This window comes from Changchengzhania lutea, assembly GCF_006974145.1.
Taxonomy (GTDB): domain Bacteria; phylum Bacteroidota; class Bacteroidia; order Flavobacteriales; family Flavobacteriaceae; genus Changchengzhania; species Changchengzhania lutea.
In genome coordinates this window covers 2,076,643-2,089,560 of sequence record NZ_CP039456.1, presented here as the reverse complement: position 1 = coordinate 2,089,560, position 12,918 = coordinate 2,076,643, and the positions used below count along the sequence as shown (strand labels likewise).

Genomic DNA, 12,918 nt, shown 5'->3' with positions numbered 1-12,918 from the left:
TTTAGATTTGCACCTTGCTTTTACAACAAATAAAAAATGGTATCCTTTCTGAAATGAAAAATATGTTATACGCTGATTATTAATTAGTTAAAATCGCGTCTTGGTTCTATGTTCTAGCAGCGTAGCGGTCTTAATTCTTTTATCGGACAATAATGATTTTTAATCAAGTTTCCCCTACTAAAACCATACTAAATTGCTATAAAGTCAATACATGATAAAAGTCATATTTGAGTTTAAATGAATGTAATACTTTTGTAAATTATTTTAGGCAGACGAAAAGAGAGACGTTTCTAAAATTCTTAAATAGAGCTAACAAAAACATATTAAAAATGAACTCATCTTGACTTTTTGTGTTTAACCGAAAATGAGATGAAATTTGTCCAGATTAGGCACTTTTTGAAAGGCATAGCATCGCTACGGATAAAAAAAGTAACGAAATATGTGCAGATTTCGGCCATTTTTTAGGAAATAGAAAAAGTCAAGATGAGTTCAATATATAATAGACTCCTAAATGGGTTTTAATGCTCTTTTTAACAGTAATATTAACAAGTATTTAAACAAAATATAGATGCAAAAAACACATTCATTTCACATTCCAGTAATGGGAATCGGTTTTACCATAGATACGCCATTAAAGGTGGCACAATATGGTATGGATTCTGTAATTTCTTTGGTAGACGATATTTTACTGGAAAAATTAAGAAAAATGTACAGTGAGAAATTTGAAGTACCGTATCAAGAAATCACCGATAAGATTGATGACTTTAGAGCAAAACGAATCACCTCTTATTTAAATTTAATTAGCGATTTAGCCGACAAAAAATTTGAAGCTTTAAAAAACGTCACTGCAGAAAAAAGTGATGAGTTAAAAGCTTATGTTAATATGCTTCCAGACAGTTCTACATTAAAGTCAGAATTTAAAAAGCTAACCGAAACAGGGTTTAATTTTTCTGAAATTAAAAGTTGGGCTTCCAAAAATTTAAAAATGGGAAGTATAGATGTTAATATCATGACAAAAGTTGATAAAGACAACTATATTAAAAAAGAACAACTGCCTGTAGAATATAACGATGCGCATGCAGCACTTCGCGGGTTTGCAAATAGTAAATTAAATTCTTCGGTGGTGCTTTCTGCAGGAATGAATCCTAGATTGTATGCGTATATGGGGAAATTTGATGATTTCTATCCAGATAAAAATGGCGCTATTAATAAACGAATCATCTTGAAGGTGAGCGATTATCGTTCGGCTATGATTCAAGGAAAATTTTTGGCTAAGAAAGGTCTATGGGTTTCAGAATATAGAATTGAATCGGGGCTAAATTGTGGTGGACACGCTTTTGCTACCGATGGGTATCTTTTAGGGCCTGTTTTGGCAGAGTTTAAAGAAAAAAGAGAAGAATTAAGAACGTCTATTCAAGAATTGTTAATTCAAGAATTGTCAAATCAAGGACGTGTGGTTCCTGAACAAGGATTAAACATAGAGATTACAGCGCAAGGCGGTGTTGGTACCGAAGAAGAGCATGAGTTTTTAATAAATCATTATAATCTGGATTCCATAGGTTGGGGAACACCCTTTTTATTAGTTCCAGAGGCTACTACTGTCGATGAAAAAACTTTAGACAAATTGGTTTTGGCTAAAGAAGACGATTTGTATTTAAGTGATATTTCGCCTTTGGGAATTCCGTTTAATAACCTTAAGGACAATACAAAAGATGCCGAAAAAGAGCTGCGAATTAATAAGGGAAGACCTGGGAGTTCATGTCCGAAAAAGTTTGTGGCTTTAAATAAGGAGTTTAAGGAAACAGGCATTTGTACGGCGTCGAGAGAATATCAGCATTTAAAAATTAAGGAATTAGATGCTCAAGAGATGCCTTTAGAAGTGTACCAAACTAAATTCAATAAAATTATTGAAAAATCTTGTACCTGCGTAGGTCTTGGTACTTCTGCATTATTAGCTTATGGTTTGGATACCAAAACCGAAGGAACCGGTGTTTCTATTTGCCCGGGGCCAAATATGGCTTACTATTCCCAAGTAATGAGTTTAAATAATATTACCGATCATATTTACGGAAGGGATAATGTCATTACAAGAAACGACCGACCCAATTTATTTATTAAGGAATTGCATATTTATATCGATTATCTAAAAAATAAGCTAGAAGAATCCAAAATTTCTATGAGTAAAAAGGAGGAGAAATATTTACGAACCTTTACTAAAAACATGAATGAAGGCGTAGCGTATTACCATCATTTATTTAGTAATTTAAAAGACAGTTTTAAAGATATTAAAGTAACTGTTTTAAATGAATTGGAAGTAGGCGCAAATGCATTACACAGCATTCATTTGGAAATTGACAGACTAACTTTAGTGAAGTCTTAAACCACGTCATCATATAGAACCTAATAAAGCATCAAAGTTTTTAAGATACTTTCCTTAAAGGGAGAGACAGTAATATGAACAGGACAAGGATTTTCATCACCACATTTTGAAAGCCCAAAGGGTGTTATTAATAACTTTTTCAGATAAATAAAAACCCCCACGAGATCCTTTTGTTTTGTTGAAGAAACCAATCCGCTTTTGGTAAGTTGCTGTAAAAGTTTTGCTAAAAAAAATTGAAGTGTTTCTAATTCGGCAGCAATTTTTTTACTCCAATTTTATTGTCTACATCAGTATGAATGGCTAAATATAATATAGAACTCATCTTGATTTTTTGTGTTTAACCGAAAATGAGATGAAATTTTTCCAGATTAGGCACTTTTTGAAAGGCATAGCATCGCTACGGATAAAAAAAGTAACGAAATATGGGCAGATTTCGGCCATTTTTTAGGAAATAGAAAAAGTCAAGATGAGTTCATAGAACGAATGGCATATTTACAAGTGCTAGAAAGCATAAATTGTTTTTATTTTCAAACATAATAAAAAAAGATGTTTTAATCTTCAATAAAAATTAAATTAGGATATTTGCTTAATTTTTAATGAGTTCCAAAGAATACCAGATATTTAAAATGGATTTAAAAGAAAAAATCACGCAACTTAAAAAAGAGAAGAATGCCGTTATTTTAGCACACTATTATCAGTATCCAGAAATTCAAGACGTTGCAGATTATGTAGGTGATAGTTTGGGCTTGTCTCAACAAGCAGCCGAAACCGATGCCGATATTATTGTATTTGCTGGTGTGCATTTTATGGCAGAAACCGCTAAAATTTTGAGTCCGGATAAAATGGTTGTGTTGCCAGATTTAGAAGCAGGTTGTTCGTTAGCAGATTCCTGTCCGCCAGAATCTTTTAAGGCATTCACGGCAAAACACTCAGATCATGTGGTGATTACTTATGTAAATTGTTCTGCCGAAATTAAAGCTTTAAGCGATATTGTCTGTACATCTTCAAATGCTTTAAAAATAGTAGAATCCGTTCCAAAAGACACCCCCATTATTTTTGCCCCAGATAGAAATTTGGGTAAATACATCAGCAAAAAAACAGGTAGGGATATGCTATTGTGGGATGGGAGTTGTATTGTTCACGAAGCCTTTTCAATAGAAAAACTAATTAAACTCCATCAAAAATATCCGGACTATAAAATTATTGCACATCCAGAATCTGAAGAGCATATTTTACAAACAGCCACTTATATTGGTTCTACTTCGGGAATGATAAATTATGTAAAAGAACATGCCGATCAAAAATTTATTGTAGCTACTGAAGCGGGTATTTTGCATAAAATGCAACAAGAAGTGCCAAACACCAAATTGGTGCCTGCCCCGGCCAAAGAAGATAATACTTGCGCGTGTAGCGAGTGTGGTTTTATGAAAGTGAATACCATGCAAAAATTGTATGACTGCTTGTTAAATGAAAGGCCACAAATTGATGTGCCCGAAGACATCAGGGTAAAAGCATTAGTGCCTATTGAGCGCATGTTGGAATTATCTAAGTCGTTATGATGAATGCAAATTATTTGGTCATTGGTTCTGGTATTGCCGGCTTAACATTTTCGGTTAAAATCGCTGAAAAATTCCCTGAAAGAACGGTCGTTATTATTACTAAATCTAACGAAGAAGAATCTAACACTAAATATGCCCAAGGTGGTGTGGCGATTGTTTTGAATGCTAAAAAAGATTCCTTTAAAAAACATATTCAAGACACTTTAATTGCGGGCGATGGACTATGTGATGAAGCGGTTGTTGAATTGGTAATTAAAGGGGGGCCGAAGCGATTGGAAGAGTTAATGAATTGGGGTGCTAATTTTGATGTTGATAAAAGTGGGAATTTAGATTTAGGAAAAGAAGGGGGACATTCAGAATACCGCGTGGTACACCATAAAGATATTACAGGCGCGGAAATTGAACGCGCTTTGTTACAACGTGCACACCAACTACCCAATATTACCATTTTACCGCATCATTTTGCAATCGATTTAATTACAAATCACCATATAACAGATTCAAAAGCTAAAGCGAATTCCTGTTTTGGAGCTTATGTATTAGATCAGAAATCTGAAACTATTTTCACCATAAAAGCAGATAGCACTTTATTGGCTTCAGGTGGGATTGGTCGTGTTTACGGGCATACTACCAATCCAGTAATTGCAACTGGCGACGGTATTGCGATGGCTTATCGGGCTAAAGCACAGATTAAGGATATGGAATTTGTTCAGTTTCATCCAACAGCATTATATGAAGTTGAAGGCGAATCGTCTTTTTTAATTTCGGAAGCTGTTAGAGGTTTTGGAGCTTATTTACGCGATAAAAAAGGAAACCGGTTTATGCTCGGTTACGACGAAAGAGCAGAATTAGCTTCCAGGGATATTGTCTCGCAAAGTATAGATAATGAATTAAAGAAAACGGGCGATACGCACGTTTTTTTAGACTGTACGCATTTGGATATTGATGCGTTTAAAAAGCATTTTCCTAATATTTATCAAAAATGTAAAGAACAGTATATAGACATTGAGACCGATTGGATTCCTGTAGTGCCAGCAGCACATTATTTATGTGGCGGTATTATTGTAGATCTAGACGGAAAAACATCGGTTAATAATTTATTTGCATGTGGTGAATGTTCTAGAACGGGATTACACGGCGCCAATAGATTAGCATCAAACTCCTTGTTGGAAGCTTTGGTGTATGCGCATAATATTTTTAAATACCAAAGTGGGCATGATTGCAAAACGATTGAATTAAATATTCCAAATTGGAATGATGAGGGGACATGCATTGCAAAAGAACATATTTTAATTCAGCATAATTTAAGACAGTTACAAGCTTTAATGCGAGATTATGTTGGGATCGCTAGAAGCAACAGTCGTCTAAAAAAATCAATCAAGCATTTAGATTTAATTTATAAGGAAGTCGAAGAACTTTATAAACAATCTAAAATTTCAATATCCTTATGTGAACTTCGAAATATGGTCAATGTATCACATTTAATAATCAATCAATCTATACAAAGGAAAATAAATAAAGGAGGTTACTACAATATAGATAATATGTAATTTTTCTTCAGCAAAGTAGAATCTTTTGTATTTAACTGACAAAAGTCATGTTTTTAAAATTTCCTAAAGGGTATTTTTGATCCATAAAGAAGACAAAAATATCTTTTTTATGGATCAAACAACTAATTACTAAATCATGATGGCAAACAAAAAAACAAAACTGATAAAATCATTGGTAGTACTTACCACTCTATCGCTCTTATTTTCAGGATGCATTGACAGTGAAAAGAAAGAATATGCAGATGCAGCAGATATTCCTGTAAGTAGAGAAATGGTAGCAGAATTAACATCGCCTCCTAATGTGCCAACCCCAGTTGGAAGACGTAAAGCAAAAAAGCTTATAGTAAATATGGAAATCCTTGAACAGGAAGGCACCATGACTGATGGTACAACCTATAACTATTGGACCTTTGGAGGCTCAGTTCCCGGAAGCTTTATTAGAACACGTGTTGGTGATGAAGTTGAGTTTACCTTATCTAACCATCCAGACAATAAATTACCCCATAACATAGATTTACATGCGGTTACTGGTCCAGGTGGAGGTGCAACATCGTCTTTTGTGGCCCCAGGGCATGAGAAAATGTTCAGTTTTAAAACCTTAAACCCAGGTTTATATGTCTACCACTGTGCCACTGCCCCAGTAGGTATGCACATAGCTAACGGTATGTATGGTCTAATTCTAGTAGAGCCAGAAGGTGGTTTACCACAAGTTGATAAAGAATACTACATCATGCAAGGTGATTTCTATACAAAAGGGGAAAATGGAGAACCGGGTTTACAAGCTTTCGATATGCAAAAAGCTGTTGATGAAGATGCTGATTACGTGGTTTTTAATGGGAGTGTGGGCTCTTTAACGGGCGATAATGCTATTACTGCAAGTGTTGGCGAAACGGTTCGTTTATATGTTGGTAATGGTGGGCCAAACTTGGTGTCTTCATTCCACGTTATTGGAGAAATTTTCGATAAAGTACATGTTGAAGGTGGTTCAACAATTAACGAAAACGTACAAACCACATTAGTTCCAGCTGGTGGCGCTGCCATAGCTGAATTTAGAGTTGATGTTCCAGGAACGTTCATTTTGGTAGATCACTCTATATTCAGAGCCTTTAATAAAGGGGCTTTAGGCATGCTTAAAGTTGAAGGTGAAGAAAACAAGAAAATCTATTCGGGTATTGTACAAGAAGGTATTTACCATCCAGAAGGTGGTGGTATTCAGGAAATGCCAGAAGGCGATGTGGTTAAAGTAGAAGTTTCAACAGCCAATAAAAGTTTAGAAGAAAAAATGATTTCGGGAAAACAGATCTATATGCAAACCTGTTTTGCGTGTCACCAAGCCGAAGGACAAGGTATACCCAATGCATTTCCGCCGTTGGCAAAATCAGATTACTTAAATGCCGATGTAAATCGTGCTATTGGAATTGTACTTAAAGGAAAAACAGGTGAGATTACGGTAAATGGTCAAAAATACAATAGTGTTATGACTAGACAGGCAATTAGTAATCAAGAAATTGCTGACGTATTGACTTACGTATACAATTCTTGGGGCAACAATAAAACCAATGTTACCACGGCTCAAGTTGATGCTGTAAAAAACGGTCACTGATTATATATAATTAAAAATGCAAACTATTTTAAGACTGGCAACGAGAATTTTGTTCATCTCATACCTATCAACAACTTATTGTCAGTCTGAAATGGTTCCTATTAAAGGTGGTACATATACACCACTTTACGGAAGAGATTCATTACAAGTTACCATCTCAGATTTTCAAATGGATGTATACCCAGTCACCAACAAAGCCTTTTTAGAGTTTGTGAAAAAATACCCAAAGTGGCAACGCTCTCAAGTAAAAAAAATATTTGCAGACGGTAATTATTTAATCGGTTGGACTTCTGATACCGAATTAGGAAAAAAGCAATCTGTAAATGCACCAATTACGAGTATTTCATGGTTTGCAGCTAGTAATTATTGTGAATGTCAAGGAAAAAGGCTACCCACCATTGACGAGTGGGAATATGTGGCTATGGCAAATAAAACCATGCCAGACGCCAGACAATTAGAAGATTATAACAAGTACATACTGGGTTGGTATGAAAAACCAAAAACCTTCAATAATGAGGTTGGTTACACTTTTAAAAACTATTGGGGAGTTTATGATTTACACGGTTTGGTATGGGAATGGACATTAGATTTTAATTCGGTATTGGTTTCAGGTGAATCCAGAAAAGATGTTGATAATGACAGTAACCTTTTCTGCGGAAGTGCTGCCATTGGCGCAACCGATTTAATGAACTATGCAGCATTTATGCGATACGCAACAAGAGGCAGTTTAAAAGCAAAATATGCCATGAAAAATCTAGGATTTAGATGTGTTAAAGATATAATTGAAGAACAATGAAATACCCTAAATCTATATTTATTTTACTAGTCTTTACAGGATTGTTTACATCTTGTAAAAATGATAAATCCAATATCTACATAAGTGATGTTGCTGTATACCAATGCCCTATGAAGTGTGAAGGTAAAAAAACCTATAACCATTCTGGAAGTTGTCCAGTTTGTAAAATGGACTTAAAACCAGTACAAAAATCAACTAAAGAATTAAGTAACAATGAAATTTCAGAGGAATCCATTTTCAATTTAACTACAAAATGGAACACAGAAGAAGGAGAAACCATCCAACTTGAAGATTTAAAAGGAAAAACATTAGTCATAGTCATGATTTACACCACCTGTAAAGCGGCATGCCCAAGACTTGTGGCAGATATGCGAAATATTGAGGCAAAAATCCCAAAAGAAAATTTAAAAAATTTACAATTTGTATTAGTAAGCATAGACCCAGAAACAGATACACCACAACGCCTAAAAGCCTTTGCCAAAGAAAACTTTATGGATGGCGAGCAATGGACATTTTTACAAGGAACAACAAGCAGTGTTAGAGAATTTGCCAATGTTTTGGCCGTAAAATATAAACAAATTTCTCCTATGGATTTTTCACACTCCAATATCATCAGTGTGTTTAATTCCGGTGGCGAATTAATGCATCAACAAGAAGGGTTGGGTGTGGATAATAAAGAAACCATACAAACCATTCTTGATTTAACAAGTAAATAGAATACTAATCAAAACTAAATAATATGTTATCAAAAAAACAAGCACGAGCCTTTTTTCTTGGGGGTACTGTAGTTACTTTTTTAATATTTATTGGTCTTACCATTTACTCTTTTAGTAAAGCTCAAGATCAATCAAATGATGGAAATATTACAGAAGCAGTTGTAAGAGGAAAGCAGATTTGGGAAGAAAATAATTGTATGGGTTGCCACACCATTTTAGGAGAAGGCGCCTATTATGCTCCTGAATTAACAAAAGTCATTGAACGTAGAGGTGAAGGCTACATCAAAGCCGTATTAATGACCCCTGTTGATTGGGCACCTAACGGAAGAAAAATGGTTGCCTACGGATTTTCACAAGAAGAGGCTGAAGATGTCATCGCCTTTTTTAATTGGATTGGAGACATCGATTTAAACGGATTTGATACCGTTGTTTCACCATTAGCAAAAGACGAAAACTAAGCTAAAAATCATGAAATGAGCATAACTAAAACTTCAATACTTCCGAAATATTGGAACGAGGGTTTTACTATGTGAATTACATTTGACAATTTTAAAACATAAAAAGAGAACTAATGAAATATAAATCACAAAAAGTAGCGTATTGGTTTTTTGCGCTGTCCATGTTATTATTTGGGCTACAAATTATATACGGTTTTATAATGGGGTTTGCCCATGCAGGGTTTGATGGATTGCATAGTGCTATCCCGTTTAACACAGCCAGAGCAGTACACACTAATCTTTTAGTTGTATGGTTGTTATCCGGATTTATGGGAGCTGCATACTATATAATCCCCGAAGAAGCGCAACGCGAACTGGTAAGTGTAAAACTGGCCTATGTTCAATTAATAAGTTTAGCAGTAGTTGGTGTTATAGCCATTGTTGGATACCACTTTAATTATTGGGAAGGTCGTAAATTTTTGGAAATTCCTCGACCGTTAGATTATTTGGTTGTTGTGAATGTACTCCTGTTTTTAGGTATTATTTTAACAACGCTATTTAAAGGAAAACGAAGAACCACAACAGCACTAGTGCTTTCTATGGGACTATTATTTGCAGCCTTATTATATTTACCAGGAATGCTTCCATTTGATAGTCAAGTAAAAGATTCATTTTTTAGATGGTGGGTTGTTCACCTTTGGGTTGAAGGCGTTTGGGAATTGATTATGGGAGGTATTTTATCATTCTTATTAATTAAACTAACCGGTGTTGATAGAGAAGTTATCGAGAAGTGGCTTTATGTCATTGTTGGACTAACATTCTTATCAGGTGTTTTAGGAACAGGACATCACTACTATTATATTGGTGTTAATAAGATTTGGTTAATTGTTGGTGGTATTTTCTCTGCGCTAGAACCGTTAGCCTTTTTAGCCATGGCATTATTTGCTGTTAACATGTATAGAAAAGGTGAAAAGAAGCATCCAAATAAACTGGCTTTATACTGGACACTTGGCGCAGCTATTGTATCATTTATAGGCGCCGGACTTTTAGGTTTTGCTCATACTTTACCACAGACAAACCTATATACCCACGGCACCTTAGTAACTGCAATGCATGGTCACCTTGCGTTTTGGGGCGCTTATGCTATGATTGTATTAGCCATAATTAGTTATAGTTTACCAAATATGACAGGTAGAAAATTATACGAAAGTACCAGAGGCCGAATGGCGTTTTGGATGTCGAATATTGGCATGATAGGAATGACGGTTGCTTTTGGAGTTGCTGGTGTAGTACAAGTATATTTAGAGCGTAAATTGAAAATGGAATTTATGGAAGTTCAAAAAGAAATTGAAGTTCATTTTATGGTTTTAATCATCTGTGCAACATTGTTTTTATTGGGTATTACACTTTATATGATTGATTTCTATAAGCACGGAAGACCTACAGATGAAGCATTAGAAGCTTCGTCAAATTAATAGCATTCAAAATAATGAAGAAACACGTATTAATAGTTGCTATCGCATCCTTAACGATGCTTAGCACCCATGCGCAACAGTTTGATCTCTCTGCTGAGCTTAGACCTCGATATGAGAATAAACATGGATACCAAACATTAATTGAAAAGGATGCCGATGGATCTAATTTTATATCGCAACGTACACGTTTAAATTTCGAGTTCAAGAATAAAAATTTGAAATTAAAAGTGGTGATGCAAAATGTCAGGGTTTGGGGAGATGTCGGTACTTTGTCTAGTGACGATAAAGCAACAGCTTTGCATGAAGCTTGGGCAACATATATCTTAAATAACAAAGTGTCGTTTAAATTAGGACGCCAAGAAATAGTCTATGATGACCATAGAATTTTTGGTAATGTAGGTTGGGCGCAGCAAGCACGAAGCCATGACGCCTTTTTATTTAAATATGCACCGAATGCAAACAATATATTAGATGTAGGTTTTGCCTTAAATGCCGATTCACAATCTGGAGTTGATAATTTATATAGCAATGCTGCCGGATACAAAGCGTTTCAGTATGCATGGTATCATGGCGATTTCGATAAATTTGGTTTGAGTTTATTATTACTGAATACTGGAATCGAATATTTAGAAAATACAGGATTATCCAATGAATCCCAAACTATCGATTATATGCAAACTATGGGGCCAAGGCTTACTTATAAATCGGGTAAATTTGATGCGAATGGGGCGGTATATCTACAAACAGGAATGTCCTTAAATAAAGATGTTAGTGCATCTTATTTTACAGGCAATTTGGGTTATAAAATAAACGATGAATTTAAAGTGGGAGCTGGTATTGAAGTACTTTCAGGTAAAGCTATGGACGATACAGATACCGATGTTAAATCGTTTGCTCCGCTGTTTGGCACGAACCATAAATTTAATGGTTGGATGGATTATTTTTATGTCGGAAACCACGCCAACAATGTAGGTTTAACAGATATTTATTTAACATTGGCTTATGCTAAGAATAAATTTTCAGCTAAGGTAATTCCGCATTTCTTTTCGGCCGGAGCCGGTGTATTTGATGGCCCATATAAAATGGATGATAATTTAGGAACTGAAATAGATTTAACAATCGGCTATAAAATTGTTAAAGACATTAACCTAAATGCAGGATATTCAAAAATGTTTGCAACAAACACTATGGAAATTTTAAAAGGCGGTGACAAAGATGAAAATAACTCATGGGCATGGGTGATGGTTACTTTCAAACCTCGTTTGTTTACTCATACCGTGCAATAAAGATTTATTAGTTATTAAACCAGAGTTAATGTTTAGAGTTTGTAGCTCTGGCTTTTTATCAATAGTGTCCGGTTAAAATTTGTAAAACCGTCCGAACTATATATAAGGCATGGGTTAAAAGATTTTTTTGAGATGTACCCCTTGCTATAAGAAAAGGTGAAAAACATAGGCTTTCTTAAACTACAAATCTATTATAAATTGATTTACAGTTAGTTAAAATCAAGTCTTGAATCTATCTTTTAACAGCGTAGCGGTCTTGATTCTTTTAACAGGGAACAATGATTATTTATAAACAAAAAATAAAATGAATACACCGTATTATCAAGCCATTGGGAAAGAAGTTGATGTTTTTGAATATGGCTATAAATGTAAACTTCCTTTTTTATTAAAAGGACCTACAGGCACGGGTAAATCTCGGTTTATAGAGCACATGGCTCATAAACTGAGCACGAAATTGATTACCATTTCTTGTCATGAGGAAACCTCATCTACAGATTTAATTGGCCGGTTTATTATTAAAGGTGCTGAAACAATTTGGTTGGATGGCCCTTTAACCACCGCTGTTAAAGAAGGGAGTATTTTGTATCTCGACGAAATTGCAGAGGCCAGACCGGATGTTATTGTGGCAATTCACTCGTTAACAGACCACAGACGCGAATTGTTTATAGATAAATTAGGCGAAACCATAAAAGCGCATGACAACTTTATGTTGGTCGCGTCTTTCAACCCAGGATATCAACGCGGATTTAAAGAATTAAAACCATCAACTAGGCAGCGTTTTGTGTCCGTTTCCTTCGCATATCCAGAACCGAAAATCGAAGCACAAATTTTAGTTTTCGAAACAGGAATCGAATCAGGAATTGCCAAAAAATTGGTGAATATTGCTACAAAAATCAGAAACCTAACAGAGTTAGGCTTAACTGAAACTGTTTCTACCAGATTATTGGTAGATGCCGCAAAATTAATTCATGTAGGGCTACCAAAGCGTTTGGCGGTACATGTGGCCGTGATTGAACCTTTGACTGATGATTTAGAGGTGATACAAGCACTTAAAGATTTAAGTGACTTAATGATATAAAAAAATCAGTTTCCAGTCTCAGTCACAGTTTCCAGCAA

At 35.0% G+C, this 12,918-nt stretch carries 10 protein-coding genes; all 10 read left to right on the top strand.

Going from position 1 to position 12,918, the window contains the following annotated elements:
- Positions 1-568 precede the first annotated feature (568 nt).
- The 10 genes from FAF07_RS09490 to FAF07_RS09445 all read left to right on the top strand — a co-directional run bounded on the left by FAF07_RS09490 (position 569) and on the right by FAF07_RS09445 (position 12,880).
- On the top strand, positions 569-2,380 hold the full coding sequence (locus FAF07_RS09490; protein ID WP_142784881.1) for a hypothetical protein: 1,812 nt from the start codon (positions 569-571) through the stop codon (positions 2,378-2,380).
- Positions 2,381-2,976: 596 nt separating this feature from the next.
- Positions 2,977-3,939 carry a quinolinate synthase NadA gene (gene nadA, locus FAF07_RS09485; RefSeq protein WP_246067676.1) on the top strand — a complete coding sequence of 321 codons (963 nt, stop codon included), beginning with the start codon at positions 2,977-2,979 and terminating at the stop codon, positions 3,937-3,939.
- Positions 3,936-5,489: an L-aspartate oxidase gene (gene nadB / locus FAF07_RS09480; protein WP_185956409.1), complete on the top strand. Its 1,554-nt coding sequence runs from the start codon at positions 3,936-3,938 to the stop codon at positions 5,487-5,489. The genes nadA and nadB overlap by 4 nt, the downstream gene beginning before the upstream one ends.
- 139 nt (positions 5,490-5,628) lie before the next feature.
- Complete coding sequence (nirK, locus tag FAF07_RS09475; protein ID WP_142786580.1) at positions 5,629-7,092, top strand: copper-containing nitrite reductase; 1,464 nt, start codon at positions 5,629-5,631, stop codon at positions 7,090-7,092.
- Positions 7,093-7,108: 16 nt separating this feature from the next.
- Complete coding sequence (locus FAF07_RS09470) at positions 7,109-7,888, top strand: formylglycine-generating enzyme family protein (protein WP_142784880.1); 780 nt, start codon at positions 7,109-7,111, stop codon at positions 7,886-7,888.
- Between the two features lie 110 nt (positions 7,889-7,998).
- Entirely contained in the window at positions 7,999-8,604 is a 606-nt protein-coding gene (locus FAF07_RS09465) for an SCO family protein (protein WP_142786579.1), read from the top strand.
- A 23-nt stretch (positions 8,605-8,627) separates the two neighbouring features.
- Complete coding sequence (locus tag FAF07_RS09460; protein WP_142784879.1) at positions 8,628-9,062, top strand: c-type cytochrome; 435 nt, start codon at positions 8,628-8,630, stop codon at positions 9,060-9,062.
- 113 nt (positions 9,063-9,175) lie between these two features.
- Positions 9,176-10,516, top strand: coding sequence for a cbb3-type cytochrome c oxidase subunit I (locus tag FAF07_RS09455; protein WP_142784878.1), 1,341 nt, complete (start codon positions 9,176-9,178; stop codon positions 10,514-10,516).
- Between the two features lie 14 nt (positions 10,517-10,530).
- Entirely contained in the window at positions 10,531-11,802 is a 1,272-nt protein-coding gene (locus FAF07_RS09450) for an alginate export family protein (protein ID WP_142784877.1), read from the top strand.
- Between the two features lie 304 nt (positions 11,803-12,106).
- Entirely contained in the window at positions 12,107-12,880 is a 774-nt protein-coding gene (locus FAF07_RS09445) for a CbbQ/NirQ/NorQ/GpvN family protein (RefSeq protein WP_142784876.1), read from the top strand.
- Positions 12,881-12,918 lie beyond the last annotated feature (38 nt).